Origin of the sequence: Marinobacter sp. UBA3607 (assembly GCF_002375525.1) — a bacterium.
GTDB classification, from domain to species: domain Bacteria; phylum Pseudomonadota; class Gammaproteobacteria; order Pseudomonadales; family Oleiphilaceae; genus Marinobacter; species Marinobacter vinifirmus.
On record NZ_DFLY01000016.1, the window covers coordinates 1 to 16,752 of the forward strand.

A 16,752-nucleotide genomic window follows, 5' to 3' on the forward strand; every position below is an offset into this window, starting at 1 on the left:
GCCGGATTCACTATGCCACTACAAACCGCCCTTCAAGCCCTCGTAACCGCTGAAGCACAGAATTTACAACCTGATCTGTCATACCACTCAGGTTGCTATCGCCAGGGTACAGATAGTTTTCACGGGCTTGTCCATTATCAACGAAGTACTGCCCATAGCCCCACTGCCCCTGATAGTCAGCATCGAAACCACCCTGAACAAACCCTACAACAACGTCGTCAGAGAAGGGTTGAGACATAAAGCCCAGCTCTTCTTCCGTCGCGGAGAGCGGTAACCAACGGGTCTGGGAGCTGTACTCCCCCCATGACAACACATCAAACTCCGCACCATTACGAATATTTAATGCTGCGGATGCCGAGAAGCTTCCGACTTCCGGATTTGCGGAATCGAACTCGCCTGAGACCCTGAAGCGCTCGACCGAAATACGTGTAAAGTTCAGTGCAGAATATGGAAGATCAGCGTCTTTGAGTCGAGTGAGACCAACTTCCAGGTCACCAGAGAATCGATCCCCCTCCGCGCTATTAATAGTCACCTGTCCCGCAAGTTTTGCAGATGCAAATTTTGCTTCGATGCTATCTGCCTCATCCATCATGCCGCCCGCAGCGCTTGCGGTGATGCTTTCCTGCAGACTCAGATTCAGTGAGAGGTTGTTCAGAGCAATCAGATCACTACCAATCGTGCCGGATAGAGCAATACTGTTTTCTTTTTGCAGACTATTGATCAAAAGGTTAATAGAGCCCTCGCGATCCGGCTGCGCAACAACATCCAGTTGACTGACAGGAATGCTTGTTGCCATTACAAGATTCACAGGCTCAAAAACTTCACCTGTTCCAGCCTGACCCGTAATCTCAATGCTCAACCCATTATTATCAGAGAACTTCAGAGTCGCCGCCCCAACAGTCCTACCATTGTCATCTTCAACGGTGACAGACTTTGAGCCACCATTATTAATTAGCACACTGACCTGCTCAGGACTATTGAGAAGGAACTCGTTAGCAGCGTCGAGTACATGCCCAAGAAACGCAAACTGCCCCTCGGTGCTCGCAGAAAAGATATTCTTGATGGTTTCGCTGTCGGCCTTTACTGCCGCAGACAATTCTTCACTGTTAACAGACTCGATACTGTTGGCCCAAGCCCTGACTTGCGACACGAACCCTCTAAAGCTCAGCTCACTGTCAGTCGAGTTGCTTACGTCAATACCTTCTTTTACTTGATTCGCAACACTGTCCAGCTCTTTGCGAACAGATTCAGCTAATTGAATCGTCGAGTCTTGACTCACCTTGACTGTGGCGTCAGCCAGCGCCGTCCTTAACTCGCCATCATTGTCATCCAGAGCGCCATCATCGAGAACTTTGCTTAACTGCTCAAATCTGGTAACAAAATCCAACACTCCACCATCACCAACAGAGAAAACCGCTTCTGCAATGACAGCATTCATCGCTGCAGCCTGAACTTCCTTCTCAGACGCTCCAGCCAAATCACTAATGTCTCTTGCCGTGGTGCGGGAAACATCGAAACCTGCGACAAGACTAACTTCGCTTGATGCCCGACGAGACGCATCACTATATGAAAGCCCTTCACTGACGAGGGCTTTGGCGCGGTTAGACGCCATCGTGGACCAAGCAGTGACGGGAGCAGAGATCTTGGCAGACCCACTTTCTTTTTCAACAAGAGCCGTCATTTTGAAACCAGAGGGGATATCAAAGTCTTGTCCCTTCTCCACAGTTCCGCATGCAGAAGCATCACATACCATCCGGGTCTGTCCCGGAACGGAAGTAACCTCTACTTCAAGTAGCCCGCCCTGATAGTTGCCAGAAAGTTGGACCTCATACTCACCGTCATCATTAGTCTTTGAAGCCCCAACTTCCGTTCGTTCACCAGAACCGCTTAGTTCAAATATGGTCACTGCGGCATTCTTCAAAACACCCTTTACAGCCGCACCTGCTACTGACTGTACCGAGCCGCCGGGAGGTGCAACTTCACCGCCACCAGAGGATGAACTGTTACTACAACCAGCGAGGGCAAAAGTAGAGGCAACCGCCAGCGCAAGAGCGGCCTTCTTGAGATGAATCATAAAAACTCCTGAGTAATTATTCCTTGGTCCTTGACTGCACAGCAGACCTTCGGAGCTTAGCTTACAACTCAATCGATAAATGTTAATGTTGGTAAAATATATGGCTACTTTTTAGCCACACCTTTGCCGGCATGAGGGGCGACTAGCGAGGTATGGGCGTTATTCGGGCCAGGAAGGAGCAGAACGAGGGTGGGACCAATGGAAGTCAGGGGCGACACAGGTGGCTCTCGCCACCCGTGTAACAGGAGCTTCAGTGCATCAAGGTATACAACTTCCTACGGTAAGCCCGCACATCCGGATTGTTATTCCCCAGCTTCTCGAACAGCTCCACCAACGTAGTTTTAGCGATGCCCTCTTTATAGGCACCGTCTGCCTGCATCAGGCGAATCAACAGTTCCATGGCTTCGGCATTTTTGTCCTGCAACACCATATGCAGGGACAACTGGTGTAGCGCCTCGGGGTCTTTCGGGTTGGTTTCCAGCTTGGCTTCCAGCTCGGCCTGTGGCGGCAGTTCGCCAGACTGTTTCAGGAACTTCACCCTGGCCGCCAGCTGCTTGGCCTTGTGCTGCAGTTTCTCTTCCGGCGGCAGGCTGTTGAGTACCTGCTCGGCGGTGTCCAGATCGCCCTGCTCGGCTTTCAGCTGGGCCAGGTCGATCAGCACATCCAGGTTTTCCGGGTCTTTCTGGTTCATCTCGGTGAGGATCGCCAGGGCACCGTCTACATCACCGGCTTCCCACAAGGCGTGGGCTTTTTCATACGGGTCTTCCGCCGGGGCTTCGATATGCTTTTCCAGTACCTTGCGGATTTCGCTTTCCGGCAGGGCGCCGTTGAAGCCATCTACCGCCTGGCCATTCTTCACCAGAATGATGGTGGGCAGGCTGCGCACGCCCAGTGAGGCCGTCAGCTCCTGCTGCTCGTCTGCATTCACCTTGGCCAGCTGGAAATTGCCCTGATACTCCTCCGCCAGCTTCTGCAGAATCGGCATCAGCTGTTTGCAGGGCGCGCACCATTCGGCCCATACGTCCACCAAAATAGGTGTAGTGGCGGAGGCTTCCATCACTTTCTGCTGAAAGTTGTCGGCGGTGGCGTCGAATATATACGGCGAGTTGCTCATAAGTCGGGAACCTGAACCAGAATGAATAAAATTGCCTAAAGATATGGAGCCGGCAGCAGAAAAATCAAGCCAGCTTGAAAACCTGGCTTTCGTCGTCACATAGGTCTTTAACCACTCAGCCCTGAGAGCAACACGGTATGAATGACGAGAACCGCAAAGACTCCCTGGAAGAATTTGAAGACGATGTAACCGAGTACATCGGCAAAGACGAGAACAGCAAAAGCCTGATCCTGCCGCAACAAGCCAGGCCGCGGCGTATGTATGTATTGCCGGTGTCTAACCGGCCGTTCTTCCCGGCCCAGGTGCAGCCGGTGGTGGTCAACCAGAATCCCTGGCAGGAGACCCTGAAACGGGTGGGCGAAACCGAGCACAAGGTTCTGGGTATCTGTTTCGTGGAAGACCCGGAATCCGAAACCGGCATTCCCGCCAGCGACGACCTGGAAACCATGGGGTGCGCGGTGAAGGTTCACCATGCCCAGAGCGAAGGTGGCAAGGTTCAGTTTATTGCCCAGGGCATGCAGCGCTTCAAAATCGTGCAGTGGCTGCGTCGCCGCCCGCCTTACCTGGTGGAAGTGGAATACCCGGAGGAGCCGGAAGAACCGGCCGATGAACTCAAGGCCTACACCCTGGCCATTATCAGCGCCATCAAGGAGCTGCTGCGCACCAACCCGCTGTATGGCGAAGAGGTGAAGCAGTACCTGTCTCGCTTTGGCCCGGAAGACAGCTCGCCGCTGGCGGATTTCGGCGCTTCCATGACCAGTGCCCCGGGCCGGGAATTGCAGGATGTGCTGGATACCGTGCCCCTGCTCCGACGCATGGAAAAAGTCCTGCTGTTGATGCGCAAAGAGCAGGAAGTGGCCCGCCTGCAATCCGAGATCAACGAGGAAGTGAACGAGAAGGTGCAGAAGCACCAGCGGGAATTCTTCCTGCGGGAGCAGCTGAAAGTCATCCAGCGGGAGCTGGGCATCGCCAAGGACGACAAAACCGCCGATGTGGAGCGCTTTGAAGAACGCATGGCACAGCAGAACCCACCGGAGGCGGTGCAGGAGCGGTTCAAGGATGAAATCCAGAAACTGCAGGTGCTGGAACAGGGCTCGCCGGAATACGGCGTTACCCGCAATTACCTGGACTGGATTACCCAAGTGCCCTGGGGTGTGCATTCCGAAGACCACTTCGACCTGGCCGAAGCTCGTCGAATTCTGGACCGGGACCACGACGGCCTGGACGATGTAAAAGACCGTATCATCGAGTTCCTGGCCGAAGGTACCTTCAAAGGCGAAGTGAGTGGTTCCATACTGCTGCTGGTCGGCCCGCCGGGGGTGGGCAAAACCTCCATCGGCCGTTCGGTGGCCGATGCCCTGGGCCGGGAGTTCTATCGGTTCAGCGTGGGCGGCATGCGCGATGAAGCCGAAATCAAAGGCCACCGCCGAACCTACATCGGCGCCATGCCCGGCAAGTTCGTACAGGCCCTGAAAGACAGCAAAGTGGCCAACCCAGTGATCATGCTGGACGAGATCGACAAGATCGGCAGTTCCTATCAGGGCGACCCGGCCTCGGCCCTGCTGGAAACTCTGGACCCGGAACAGAACAAGGAATTCCTGGACCACTACCTGGACGTGCGCATGGACCTGTCCAAGGTGCTGTTCGTGTGTACCGCCAACCAGCTGGACACCATCCCCCGGCCCCTGCTGGACCGGATGGATGTTATTCGACTGTCCGGCTACATCGGCGAAGAAAAACTGGCCATCGCCAAGCATCACCTGCTGCCACGCCTGCTGAAACGGGCCGGGCTGCTGAAGAAGCAGCTGAACATCACCGATGCGGCCATCCGCCAGGTGATCGAAGGCTACGCCCGGGAAGCCGGCGTGCGGAACCTGGAAAAGCTGCTGCACAAGATCATCCGCAAGGGCATCGTGAAACTGCTGAAAAACCCGGACCAACCGGTAAAAGTGGGCGTTGCCGACCTGCCGGACTACCTGGGCCAGCCCGCCTTCCGCAAAGAGAAGTCCATGAAGGGCACCGGCGTGGTCACCGGCCTTGCCTGGACCGCCATGGGCGGCGCTACCCTGAGTATCGAGGCGTCACAGGTTCACACCAGCCAGCGCGGGTTCAAGCTCACCGGGCAGCTGGGGGATGTGATGAAGGAATCCGCAGAGATTGCCTACAGCTTTGTGTCGTCCAACCTGAAACGCTTCAAAGGCGACCCGACCTTCTTCGACAAATCCTTCGTGCACCTGCACGTACCGGAAGGCGCCACCCCGAAAGATGGACCCAGCGCCGGAGTAACCATGGCCACCGCCCTGCTCTCCATCGCCCGCAAAGAAGCCCCGCAGCAGAACATCGCCATGACCGGTGAGCTGACGTTAACCGGGCAGGTTCTGCCGGTGGGAGGTATTCGGGAAAAGGTGATTGCTGCGCGCAGGCAGAAGATTAATAACCTGATCCTTCCGGAGGCGAACCGGGGGGATTATGAGGAATTGCCGGAGTATCTGAAGGAAGGGATTACGGTGAACTTTGCGAAGCACTATAACGATGTGTTTCAGGTTTGCTTTGGTAACAAGCCGCGGAAGGGGGCTTCGGTGCACTGACTTTTTTGCCTCGGACTATAACTCACAAGCCTGCCGGTTGCGGGTGGGGTACAGGTTTTCTGCCGGAAAAAGATGTCTGAGCGAAGCGAGTTGTTTTTCCAAAGAAAACCTGTACCCCGCCCGGAACCAGCCACCATAGGTTTCAGGTTGGGTGCCCAAGTTGGGTGCCATGGAGGGGAGCCCGAATAAGCCTTGTGCCATGGGGGTCTGTCCACGCAGGGACAGACCCCTTGCCAGACTGCGTCTCAGGCTTTTTCTTTCCAGCCGTCGTCTTTGAGGACGGAGCCTACGGTGAGTACCGGCGAGGCGTCGATGTCGTCGGCGTCCATCATATTGGCCACGCGCTGCAGCGAGGCCAGGATCATGGTCTGCTCCCACTCTGCCAGGCTCTGGAACTTCTGGATGAAATCTTCCTGCAGGGGATTCGGCGCCCGGGCCAGTATCTCGGCGCCGGCTTCGGTCAGGTGGGCGTGCACCTTGCGCTTGTCCTGGGTGCTGCGCACCCGGTACACCAGCTTACGCAACTCAAGGCGATCCAGAATGGTGGTCACCGTGGCCTGGCTCAGGCTCACATTCTCGGCAATGGTGCCGATGGTCACCTCACCCAAGTCCCGGATGGTGCGCATAATCAGAAGCTGCGGCCCGGTCAGGCCTGCGTGCTTGCTCAACCGCTTGGAATGCAGATCCGTTGCCCGGATAACCCGCCGAAGTGCTACCAACACCTGCTCGTAATTATTCACACCCTACTCCACTCAGGACCAGTTATTTATACCTCTAATTATTAGAGGTCTTCGCACCACAGAATGCAAGTGGCGGATATTACCTAGCTTGCGTTCTTTAAGCCCGCTGCATTCAACACCCCATGCGGCATTATTTCCGCCAGCCACTATGCTAAGGTCATCACCTGCTAGCCAATACATGCACCAGAAAACGGAAACGGTTGATGATCAGGTACTTTCTAGCGTTCGTCTTTGCACTCGCCTTCGCCACCACACTCCAGGCACAACAGCAGCAACTGGGGCCGGACAAAGAGCTAACCGCAGAAGACGTTGAGGAAAGCATCAAAACCCTCGAAAAGCCCATGTACACCCCGTTTGTGGAGCTGTACCTGCTGGACGAGTCCAAGGCCCTGCGTAAAGAAATGCAGGACACCCGGGCCGAGCTGATCGAAAAGGTGGTAGAGAAAGAACTGTCCGTGGCCGACAAGTCCATGTCTTACGCCACCGACACGGTTACCTACTTTTTCTACCTGATTGCCGGTGCCACCTCCATCCTGGTGGTGATCGGCTGGAACTCCATCCGCGATATGCGCCACCAGCTCACCAGCCTGGCCGAAAAGCGGGTGAACGAACTGGTGGTGGAATACGAACAGCGGCTGAAGTTTATTGAAGAACAGCTGCAGCAGAAATCCGAGATCATTCACCAGAACCAGGCGGAGATTGAGCGCACCAACGAGGTGCACGCGCTCTGGTTGAAGGCAAGCCAGGAAACCTCCCAGCAAAACAAGATCGCCGCCTACGACCAGATTCTTGACCTGCGGCCAGACGACGTGGAGGCCCTGAGCTACAAGGCCGATGCGGTTCTGGAAATGCGTGAGCCCCTGTGGGCCATCAGCCTGTGCCAGCGGGCACTGAAACTGGCCCCGGATAACGGCCACGCCCATTACCAGCTGGCCTGCGCCTATGCCGAGATCGGCCGCTGGGAAGATGCGGTGGCCACGCTGGAAAAAGCCATCAACATTTCCGAAGCCTACCGGGATGACGCCTCGGTAGACCCGAGTTTTGAACAGCTACAGGATCACGAGAGTTTCAGAAACCTGGTCTTTATTGACCAGAACGACAGCCCGGACGCGTAATCATCCGGAGACGGCACGGCGTTTGCTGTTTCAACTTCGAATAGCAACGCTGTGTTCCGGAGCAAATGCCTCAGCTCCCCAGCTTGACAAGGCTCGGGTGGTGGTGTTTCTTAAGTCTCTGAGAACATAAGAATAACCCTGACAAACAGGAAAAACACGATGAATACCTCCGTAAAGAAACTCGTTACCGCTGTAAGCGCCTCCGTTGCCTTGATGGCTGCCGGCCAGGCTGCTGCTGAAATCAAGATTGGTATTGCAGGCCCCATGACCGGCCCCGTAGCCCAGTATGGCGACATGCAGTTCTCCGGTTCACGCATGGCCATCGAACGCATCAATGCCGCCGGCGGTGTGATGGGTGAAGAACTCGTTGCCGTTGAAGTGGACGACGTGTGCGACCCCAAGCAGGCCGTAACCGTCGCCAACCGACTGGTGAACGAAGGCGTTCAGTATGTGGTGGGTCACCTGTGCTCAAGCTCTACCCAGCCGGCGTCTGACATCTACGAAGACGAAGGCATCCTGATGATTACCCCGGCCTCCACCAGCCCGGAAATCACCCAGCGCGGCTACGAGCTGGTGTTCCGGACCATTGGCCTGGACAGCATGCAGGGCCCGGTTGCCGGCAACTACATTGCCGCCCAGAAGCCGGAGCGTGTGGCGGTGGTTCACGACAAGCAGCAATACGGTGAAGGTATTGCCACGGCCGTGCGCGACACCCTGAAAGACGCCGGCATTGAAATCGCCATGTTTGAAGGCATCACCGCCGGCGACAAAGACTTCTCTTCCCTGGTTACCAAGATCAAGCAGGCCGACGTGGACTACGTTTATTACGGCGGCTACCACCCGGAGCTGGGGCTGATCCTGCGCCAGGCACGCCAGGCCGATGTTGATGCCAAGTTCATGGGGCCTGAAGGTGTGGGCAACAAAGACATCAACACCATTGCCGGCGATGCCGCCGAAGGCCTTCTGGTAACCCTGCCACCGGCGTTCGACCAGAAAGAAGAAAACCAGGAACTGGTGGCAGCCTTCGCCGAGAAAGGTGAAGACCCCTCCGGCCCGTTCGTTCTGCCGTCCTACACCGCGGTTCAGCTGATTGCCGAAGGTATCGAGATGGCGGATTCCAAGGACCCGTTCGAGGTAGCCAGCGCCCTGCGTTCCGGCACCTTTGAAACTCCGATCGGCACCGTACAGTACGACAAGGCCGGCGATCTCAAAGCCTTCGAATTTGTTGTGTACGAGTGGCACGCCGACGGCAGCAAGACTCCGGCAAACTAAGCCAGATTCGTTTAATTGCAGTATAAACGAGAGCACCTTCCCGCCGTGATCCGGGGGAAGGTGCCTTTCTGGGCGCTGTTTCTCGGAGCTCCACACCCATGCAAGACCTCCTGTATTTCTTTCAGCAGCTCATTAACGGGCTGACGATCGGGAGCACCTACGCCCTGATCGCCATCGGCTACACGATGGTTTACGGCATCATCGGCATGATCAACTTCGCCCACGGCGAAATCTATATGATTGGCGCCTACACCGCGCTTATTGCCATTACCGGCCTGGCTACCCTCGGCATTGCCTGGCTTCCCCTGATCCTGATTGTCGCGCTGCTGTGCGCCGTGATTGTGTCCAGCTCCATGGGCTGGGCGGTCGAACGGGTTGCCTACCGGCCGGTTCGAGGCCGGCACCGGCTGATTCCCCTGATTTCCGCCATCGGCATGTCCATCTTCCTGCAGAACTATGTGCACCTGGCCCAGGGCTCCCGCAACATCGGTTTTCCGGCCCTGATGGAAGGCAGCTTCCGCTTCGGTTCGGCAGAGGGCTTCCAGCTTTCATTGTCTTACATGCAAATCACCATCTTTATCACCACCCTGGTGTGCATGACCATTCTCAGCCTGTTTATCTCCCGGTCCCGTATCGGCCGCGCCTGCCGGGCTGTGTCGCAGGATCTGGGCATGGCCAACCTGCTGGGTATCGACACCAACCGCATCATCTCTGCCACCTTTGTGATTGGCGCAGCGCTGGCTGCGGTGGCCGGCCTGTTGCTGGGCATGTACTACGGCTCGGTTGACCCGCTGTTCGGCTTTATTGCCGGCCTGAAGGCCTTTACCGCAGCGGTACTGGGCGGCATTGGCAGCATTCCGGGCGCCATGCTCGGCGGCCTGATTCTGGGTGTGGCAGAAAGCATGACGTCCGGCTACCTCAGTGGTGAATACAAAGATGTGGTGTCGTTCAGCCTGCTGATCCTGATCCTGCTGTTCAAACCCACCGGACTGCTTGGCAAACCGGAGGTTGAGAAGATCTGATGGCCACCCCCAACTTCAAACATGCGTTGTTCTGCGCAATCGTAACGCTGATTATTGCCTACCCCATTCTGGGCCTGAACCTGGTGGCGCAAGGCACAAAGGTGGGCCTGGAAGGCGCCACCACGTCTACCGTGATCTCGGTGGTGCTGGCCGCGTTCGTGGTGTTTTTCTTCCAGCTGTTCCGCGACAGCATTATGGGTAGCCTGGGCAAACTGCCGAAACTGAACCCGCTGAGCGGGCGCGAGCCCATGCCCCAGGCCAAACGGGCAAAGCTGGAATCCTGGGTGCTCACCGCCATCGTGGTATTTGCCCTGTTCTGGCCGTTCCTGGTGTCCCGCGGCTCGGTAGACCTCGCCACCCTGGTGCTGATCTACGTGATGCTGGCACTGGGCCTGAACGTGGTGGTTGGCCTGGCTGGCCTGCTGGACCTGGGCTATGTGGCCTTCTACGCCGTCGGCGCATATACCTTTGCACTGCTATCGCAATACTTCGGCTTCAGCTTCTGGGCGGCCTTGCCCATCGGTGCCTGCCTGGCGGCCTTGTTCGGCCTGGTGCTGGGTTTTCCGGTGCTGCGGTTACGGGGTGATTACCTGGCCATCGTGACCCTCGGCTTCGGGGAAATCATCCGCATCCTGCTGAATAACTGGACGGCGGTCACCGGCGGCCCCAACGGCATTGGCGGCATTCCCGAGCCCACCCTGTTCGGCATGGAATTCGGCCGGCGGGTGAAGGAAGAAGGCAATACCTCTTTCCACGAAACCTTCGGCATTGCCTACAGCGGCGAGCACAAGGTGATCTTCCTGTACCTGATCGCCCTGGTGATGGCGGTGATTACCGCACTGGTGATTCGCCGGCTGATGCGCATGCCCGTTGGCCGCGCCTGGGAAGCCCTGCGGGAAGATGAAATTGCTGCCCGTTCGCTCGGCCTCAGCCGCACGGCGGTGAAGCTCTCCGCCTTCACCATCGGTGCTTTCTTTGCCGGCTTCGCCGGTACGGTGTTTGCCTCCAAGCAGGGCTTTATCAGCCCGGAGTCGTTCGTGTTCCTGGAATCCGCCATCATCTTGGCCATTGTGGTGCTGGGCGGCATGGGCTCGCAGATCGGCGTTATCCTCGCCGCCATTGCGGTCACCATCCTGCCGGAGCTGGCCCGGGAGTTTGCCGATTACCGCATGCTGATCTTCGGTGCGGCCATGGTGCTGATGATGGTATGGCGGCCGCAGGGGCTGATGCCCATGCGCAGGATTCACATTGAACTGAAACGGCAGGAGTGACAGGCATGCTAGAAGTATCCAATCTGTCCATGCGCTTTGGCGGCCTGCTGGCAGTCGACCAGGTAAGCCTGGACGTACAGGAACGGGAAATCGTATCGATCATCGGCCCGAACGGGGCCGGTAAAACCACAGTGTTCAACTGCATCAGCGGGTTCTACAAGCCGACCGGCGGCAAGATCCTGTTCGAAGGGCGGGAGATTCAGGGCACGCCTGACTACAAGATCTCCCGGCTGGGCATGGTGCGCACCTTCCAGCACGTGCGGCTGTTCAACCAGATGACGGTGGTGGAAAACCTGCTGGTGGCCCAGCACCGGCACCTGAACACCAACCTGCTGGCAGGCCTGATTAAAACCCCGAACTACCGGGAGCGGGAACAGAAGTCACTGGACCGGGCCACCTACTGGCTCGACCGGGTGGGCCTGCTGGACCTGGCCAACCGGGAAGCCGGCAACCTGGCCTATGGCCAGCAGCGGCGGCTGGAAATTGCCCGCTGCATGGTGACCGAGCCCAAGCTGCTGATGCTGGACGAACCCGCCGCCGGCCTGAACCCGGCCGAAACCAAAGACCTCAACCAGCTGATTGTCAGCCTGAAGTCCGACTACAACGTGTCGGTACTGCTGATCGAGCACGACATGAGCCTGGTTATGGACATTTCCGACCGGATAACCGTGATCAACCAGGGCCGCCCCCTGGCCAGCGGTACCCCGGCAGAAGTCCGCCAGAACGACGATGTGATCAAAGCCTATCTGGGCGAGGCCTGAGGAAACACCATGCTAGTACTGGAAAACGTTCATACCCACTACGGCAAGATCGAGGCCTTGCACGGGGTGTCTGTGGAGGTGAACAAGGGCGAAATTGTCTCCCTGATCGGTGCCAACGGCGCCGGCAAGACCACCCTGCTGATGACCGTTTGCGGCAACCCGCAAGCCAGCGCCGGCCGGGTCATTCTGGAAGGCCGCGATATCACCAACGAAGCCACCTCCAACATCATGCGTTCCGGCATTGCCATTGTGCCGGAAGGCCGGCGGGTGTTCTCGGGGCTGACGGTGGAAGAGAACCTGCACATGGGGGGATTCTTCAACACCAAGGCCGAAATCCGCAAAAGCCAGGACCACGTGTACGAACTGTTCCCGCGCCTGAAAGAGCGGGAGCACCAGAGGGCCGGCACCATGTCGGGCGGTGAACAGCAGATGCTGGCCATCGGCCGGGCACTGATGAGCAAACCCAGAATGATCATCCTGGATGAGCCGTCACTGGGTCTGGCGCCGATCATCATCCAGCAGATCTTCGAGATCATCGGTCACCTGCGCGAAGAAGGCATTACAGTCTTCCTGGTGGAGCAGAACGCCCATCAGGCGCTGAACCTGGCAGACCGGGGCTATGTACTGGAAACCGGGCGTATCCGGCTGCACGATACCGGCAAAAACCTGTTGGCGAACCCGGAGGTGCGGGAGGCTTACCTGGGGGGTTAAGGCTGCCTGAAAAACACAAAAGCCGGAGAGGTCCTGCCCTGCTCCGGCTTTTTTCTGGCATGGCCAGATCCGTTACTCTACGCTGCGGATCGTGCCCTTATAACCTTCAACGGTTACGTCGATGGTGCCGTAAACAAGATAGTCATTCTTCTTTACGATGTAGCGTGGAGCTACAATCACATCGGCGCCAGAGGTTTTGATGGCATTATAGGCAGCAGCAGACTTCACCGCAGAAACCGGATCCAGGCCACCCAGCCCCAGACCGCTGCCGCCGCCGTTGCCGTAGGTCATGCCATCGGCGTATTCGCTGTCGTCACTCATGGTGAAGAACAGGATCTTGGTTGCGGAGGATTTGCCAGTAATCTTCTCACCCACTTCGATATCGGCCTTGATATCGGTGGTCACGCTGCCATGCAGGGGAACCGGGTTAGAGCTGACATTCAGGGAGGAACAACCGGACATTGCGCCGGCTACCAGAAGGGTAGATGCAATCAGTGCTTTTTTCACAAAACTTCTCCATGTGTTGTTACTCGGCCGTCATGGCCGCGCGCACTATACTGAAAGCGCCTGCTTATGACAAGATCGGTTAAATTTTGAGAAAACCATCACATTTAGGCATAAGAAACCTCTTCGCCACGCCTCCCCGCCAACCCTTCCCTCTTCCAATACACTGATTTATTTACCCAAGCCAGTTTTGATCTATACTTGTAGTAACGGTCTTCAACCAAACCGGCACCGGCCGGGGCCGTTGTCTTGCAGCCAACCCAGGAAATTCCGGTTGCAGGGTATGCGACGAAGCAAAAAACCACATAAAGGAGTGGATAATGAAAAAACTGATCGCAGGTGCAATTCTTCTTGGCGCATCTTCCATGGCATTCGCCCAGCCTGGCTGTGGTGTTGGCGCCATGATCTGGAAAGGCCAATCCGGTATTGCTCCACACGTACTGGCCGCCACCACCAACGGAACCTTCGGCAACCAGACTTTCGGTATGACCACCGGTACTCTGGGCTGCTCCACCAACCAGTCTGTGCAATCCATGGCTATGTACATGGACAGCAACATCGACAAGGTTGCCCGTGACATGTCCCGTGGTTCCGGCGAAAACCTCGAAACCCTGGCCGTTCTGCTGGGTGTAGAAGAAGCCGACCGTGATACCTTCCGCAAAGTACTGCAAGACAACTTTGCAGCCATTTTCCCGAACTCTGACACCACCTCCGGTGAAGCGGTAGATTCCATCGTTTCCCTGATGGAACAGGACGAGTCTCTGAGCAAGTACGTAGCCGCCTGATCGGCTAAACCCGAAGGATTGAACCCGCGCCATGGATGGCGCACTATCGCTCTACCAATCCAAACCGGACGTAAACAATTCCCATGGGCTACCCCTTGCGCACTGGGCAGGCTGCACTCTGGCTTGCATGTTCACTCGCAACCCCGGCAACCTTTGCCGCCATTCCCGACAACCTTCACGAACATCCGGTATGGCTCACGCTTGGCCACTACCACCAGGATACCCTGGGCTCCGGTTTCACCAGCCAGGCAGACGATCCTGCGTTTTTCCTGAGCGAGAATGGCAAAACCTCGCCGGAAGCAGAACTACAGGCAACCCTGGAAGCCATCCGCCAGCCCGGCGGTGGTGATGACCATGCCCGCTGCCGTTTCCCGGCCCGGGATGCCTGGTTGCGGGAACAACTGGATTTACCGGACACCCCGGTAGACTGCCCGGCTTACGACGAATGGGCCGCGACCCTGAACACCGAGAAAGTCACCCTGGTGTTTGCGGCCTCGTACCTGAACAGCCCGTCCTCCATGTTCGGCCACACCTTCCTGCGGCTGGACCCGCCCCAGGACGACGAAGAAACCGATCTGCTACTGGCCAACACCATTTCCTACGCAGCCGATGCCGCCGAACACGACAGCGAGCTGCTATTTGCCTATCGCGGAATCTTCGGTGGCTATCCGGGCATCACAGCTATCCAGCCCTATTACGAAATGATCCGGCTGTACAACGACATCGAACACCGGGACCTCTGGGAATACACCCTGAACCTCACCCAGCCAGAGGTCAACACACTGCTGGCCCATACCTGGGAGATTCAGGACAAGAACTTTGACTATTACTTCTTCGACGAAAACTGTGCCTACCGCCTGCTGGCACTGATTGACGCTGCCCGCCCGGGCACTGACCTGCTGGATGAAGTAAGCACTCACGCCATTCCGTCTGACACCGTGCGCTGGGTGCGGGATGCCGGGCTGGTGGAAAGCATTCATTACCGCCCCTCCGCCGCCACCTCCGTTGCCCACAGCCTCGACAGCCTGCCTCCTGAACACCGGACCATCGCCGCTGCGGTCGCCAACGGCTATGTGGATGTGAACGGGCCGGAAGTCCGGGAGCTGGACAAGAACGACCGCGCCCAATTGCTGGACGCCACCTACGACTACGTTCGCTACCAGAGCGAAGCCGAAGGCTGGCCCCGGGAGCATGCGGCACCGCTGTCCCACCAGCTGCTGGTATCCCGCAGCCAGATTGACGGGGCGAAAGAACTGCCCAAGGTACCGGAGCCTGAAATCCGCGACGACCAGGGCCATGACACCTTCCGCCTGAGCCTGGGCTCCGGCCAAATGGCCCACAGCGAATTCACCCAGCTAACCCTCCGGCCCGCCTACCACGACGTGCTGGACCCGCCCGCCGGTTACCGCACCGGTGCACAACTGCAGTTCCTGCGTCTGGATGCCCGCCTGTACCACGGCAACAACGAACTGCAGGTAGAGCAGATCACCGGGGTGGAAATACGCTCCCTGAGCCCGAGAAACCCGTTCTTCTCGCCAATCTCGTGGCAGGTGGGCTTCGGTGGCCGCCGCACCGATACCGGTGATGACCGCGTGCTCACACCCTATCTGGAAGGGGGAGCCGGTGGCAGCTGGGGCCTTGGCCAGAATACCCAGGCGTTCGCCATTGCCACCGCCGATGTGGAAATCGATGACGACCTGCGCCGCGGCCACGATTTCGCCCCCGGTGCAGACCTCGGCCTGCTGCACCAGAACAACCGCTTCAGTCTGCTGGCCGGCGCAAAAACCAAGGCCTGGATCATCAGCAGCCAGCACCGGCAGGATCAGCTGTACGCCGAAGGCAACTGGCACATCGGCCGGGAGTTCAGCGTATTCGCCAAATTCACCCGGGAAGACCACTTCGACAGGTACCAGAGCACATGGCAAGCCGGCCTTCACGCCTACTTCTGAATCCCAGGGCGGCCATCGTCGCCCTACTGGCCATCACCGCACTGCTGCAAACCGGCTGCAGCAGCGTGTTCTTCTACCCGGACAAAACCACCTACATCACCCCGGACCGGCTCAACCTGGACTATGAGGACGTCTACCTCGACACAGCCGACGGCGAAACCCTCCACGGCTGGTGGCTCCCCGCCCTCACCGACGAGCCTGCCAAGGGCACGGTTTACTACCTGCACGGCAACGCCCAGAACGTCAGCGCCCACATCCTCAACGCCGCATGGCTGCCAGAGCAGGGCTACAACGTATTCACCCTCGATTATCGCGGTTACGGCCAATCTACTGGTGCACCCGATATAGAAGGCGCTTTACACGACGTAGAAACCGGCCTGCGCTGGCTGATCGAACAGAAAGACACACAAAACCGCCCGCTTTACCTCCTCGGCCAGAGCCTCGGCGGCGCCCTGGGCGTTGCCCTCGCCAGCGAATGGACCCAGCGCAGCGAACAGCCCCCGCTAAACGGTCTCATCCTCGACGGCACCTTCTCCGGCTTCCGCTACATCGCCCGGGAGAAGCTCGGCCTGTTCTGGCTCACCTGGCCACTCCAGTACCCCCTGAGCTGGACCATCCCGGATGACTACGAAGGCACCGACAGGATCGCCGGTATGTCACCGGTGCCGGTGATGGTTATCCACAGCGTGCGTGATGGCATTATTCCGTTTGATCACGGTGTGCGATTGTATGAGGCGGCGGAGCAGCCCAAGGAGTTTTTGCGGACGGATACGCCCCATGCGGCGACGTTTGTGATTCCGGCATACAGGGAGGCAGTGCTGGAGTTTATGGAAAGGAATTTTTAGC

Annotated in this window: 14 protein-coding genes; 10 read left to right on the forward strand and 4 right to left on the reverse strand. The window is 57.7% G+C overall.

Features of this window, described 5'->3' with window-relative positions:
• Positions 1-10: 10 nt before the first annotated feature.
• Both B2589_RS06065 and trxA read right to left on the reverse strand, forming a co-directional pair.
• A complete protein-coding gene (locus tag B2589_RS06065; RefSeq protein ID WP_286815951.1) occupies positions 11-2,074 on the reverse strand; it encodes a hypothetical protein in 2,064 nt (687 codons plus the stop codon).
• Between the two features lie 250 nt (positions 2,075-2,324).
• Positions 2,325-3,188 carry a thioredoxin gene (gene trxA / locus B2589_RS06070; protein ID WP_286815952.1) on the reverse strand — a complete coding sequence of 288 codons (864 nt, stop codon included), beginning with the start codon at positions 3,186-3,188 and terminating at the stop codon, positions 2,325-2,327.
• Between the two features lie 137 nt (positions 3,189-3,325).
• On the opposite strand from trxA, the gene lon reads away from it, so the two are divergent.
• Complete coding sequence (gene lon, locus B2589_RS06075) at positions 3,326-5,776, forward strand: endopeptidase La (RefSeq protein ID WP_286815953.1); 2,451 nt, start codon at positions 3,326-3,328, stop codon at positions 5,774-5,776.
• A 245-nt stretch (positions 5,777-6,021) separates the two neighbouring features.
• Here lon and B2589_RS06080 read toward each other — a convergent pair whose 3' ends face one another.
• Positions 6,022-6,516, reverse strand: a complete 495-nt coding sequence (locus tag B2589_RS06080) for a MarR family winged helix-turn-helix transcriptional regulator (protein WP_022988280.1) — start codon at positions 6,514-6,516, stop codon at positions 6,022-6,024.
• 203 nt (positions 6,517-6,719) lie between these two features.
• Between B2589_RS06080 and B2589_RS06085 the strand changes: the two genes are divergently transcribed.
• The 6 genes from B2589_RS06085 (at position 6,720) to B2589_RS06110 (ending at position 12,668) form a co-directional block, all read left to right on the forward strand.
• On the forward strand, positions 6,720-7,631 hold the full coding sequence (locus B2589_RS06085) for a TPR end-of-group domain-containing protein (protein WP_286815955.1): 912 nt from the start codon (positions 6,720-6,722) through the stop codon (positions 7,629-7,631).
• A gap of 159 nt (positions 7,632-7,790) precedes the next feature.
• The gene (locus B2589_RS06090) at positions 7,791-8,903 is read left to right on the forward strand and encodes a branched-chain amino acid ABC transporter substrate-binding protein (RefSeq protein ID WP_199457078.1); all 1,113 of its coding nucleotides are present in this window, start codon (positions 7,791-7,793) and stop codon (positions 8,901-8,903) included.
• Positions 8,904-9,001: 98 nt separating this feature from the next.
• A complete protein-coding gene (livH, locus tag B2589_RS06095; RefSeq protein WP_022988283.1) occupies positions 9,002-9,925 on the forward strand; it encodes a high-affinity branched-chain amino acid ABC transporter permease LivH in 924 nt (307 codons plus the stop codon).
• Positions 9,925-11,196, forward strand: coding sequence for a high-affinity branched-chain amino acid ABC transporter permease LivM (locus tag B2589_RS06100; RefSeq protein WP_286815956.1), 1,272 nt, complete (start codon positions 9,925-9,927; stop codon positions 11,194-11,196). Before livH ends, B2589_RS06100 begins: the two co-directional genes overlap by 1 nt.
• A 5-nt stretch (positions 11,197-11,201) precedes the next feature.
• Positions 11,202-11,957, forward strand: coding sequence for a high-affinity branched-chain amino acid ABC transporter ATP-binding protein LivG (gene livG, locus B2589_RS06105; protein ID WP_022988285.1), 756 nt, complete (start codon positions 11,202-11,204; stop codon positions 11,955-11,957).
• Between the two features lie 9 nt (positions 11,958-11,966).
• Positions 11,967-12,668: an ABC transporter ATP-binding protein gene (locus B2589_RS06110; RefSeq protein ID WP_058341791.1), complete on the forward strand. Its 702-nt coding sequence runs from the start codon at positions 11,967-11,969 to the stop codon at positions 12,666-12,668.
• Positions 12,669-12,740: 72 nt separating this feature from the next.
• On the opposite strand, the gene B2589_RS06115 is transcribed toward B2589_RS06110, so the two are convergent.
• Positions 12,741-13,175: a hypothetical protein gene (locus B2589_RS06115; protein ID WP_082641074.1), complete on the reverse strand. Its 435-nt coding sequence runs from the start codon at positions 13,173-13,175 to the stop codon at positions 12,741-12,743.
• 317 nt (positions 13,176-13,492) lie between these two features.
• Here B2589_RS06115 and B2589_RS06120 point away from each other — a divergent pair, with 317 nt between their 5' ends.
• From B2589_RS06120 to B2589_RS06130, 3 genes are all read left to right on the forward strand, one after another.
• Positions 13,493-13,957, forward strand: coding sequence for a DUF3015 domain-containing protein (locus tag B2589_RS06120; RefSeq protein ID WP_232902569.1), 465 nt, complete (start codon positions 13,493-13,495; stop codon positions 13,955-13,957).
• A gap of 83 nt (positions 13,958-14,040) precedes the next feature.
• Positions 14,041-15,906 carry a DUF4105 domain-containing protein gene (locus B2589_RS06125; protein ID WP_286815957.1) on the forward strand — a complete coding sequence of 622 codons (1,866 nt, stop codon included), beginning with the start codon at positions 14,041-14,043 and terminating at the stop codon, positions 15,904-15,906.
• Entirely contained in the window at positions 15,876-16,751 is an 876-nt protein-coding gene (locus B2589_RS06130) for an alpha/beta hydrolase (RefSeq protein ID WP_232902567.1), read from the forward strand. The genes B2589_RS06125 and B2589_RS06130 overlap by 31 nt, the downstream gene beginning before the upstream one ends.
• The last annotated feature ends 1 nt before the right edge of the window (position 16,752 follow it).

Coding starts and splice junctions, on each gene's coding strand:
- B2589_RS06100 (WP_286815956.1), top strand. CDS start 9,925: ATGGCCACCCCCAACTTCAAACATGCGTTGTTCTGCGCAATCGTAACG.
- lon (WP_286815953.1), top strand. CDS start 3,326: ATGAATGACGAGAACCGCAAAGACTCCCTGGAAGAATTTGAAGACGAT.
- B2589_RS06085 (WP_286815955.1), top strand. CDS start 6,720: ATGATCAGGTACTTTCTAGCGTTCGTCTTTGCACTCGCCTTCGCCACC.
- B2589_RS06120 (WP_232902569.1), top strand. CDS start 13,493: ATGAAAAAACTGATCGCAGGTGCAATTCTTCTTGGCGCATCTTCCATG.
- livH (WP_022988283.1), top strand. CDS start 9,002: ATGCAAGACCTCCTGTATTTCTTTCAGCAGCTCATTAACGGGCTGACG.
- B2589_RS06065 (WP_286815951.1), bottom strand. CDS start 2,074: ATGATTCATCTCAAGAAGGCCGCTCTTGCGCTGGCGGTTGCCTCTACT.
- B2589_RS06125 (WP_286815957.1), top strand. CDS start 14,041: ATGGGCTACCCCTTGCGCACTGGGCAGGCTGCACTCTGGCTTGCATGT.
- B2589_RS06130 (WP_232902567.1), top strand. CDS start 15,876: ATGGCAAGCCGGCCTTCACGCCTACTTCTGAATCCCAGGGCGGCCATC.
- B2589_RS06110 (WP_058341791.1), top strand. CDS start 11,967: ATGCTAGTACTGGAAAACGTTCATACCCACTACGGCAAGATCGAGGCC.
- livG (WP_022988285.1), top strand. CDS start 11,202: ATGCTAGAAGTATCCAATCTGTCCATGCGCTTTGGCGGCCTGCTGGCA.
- trxA (WP_286815952.1), bottom strand. CDS start 3,188: ATGAGCAACTCGCCGTATATATTCGACGCCACCGCCGACAACTTTCAG.
- B2589_RS06090 (WP_199457078.1), top strand. CDS start 7,791: ATGAATACCTCCGTAAAGAAACTCGTTACCGCTGTAAGCGCCTCCGTT.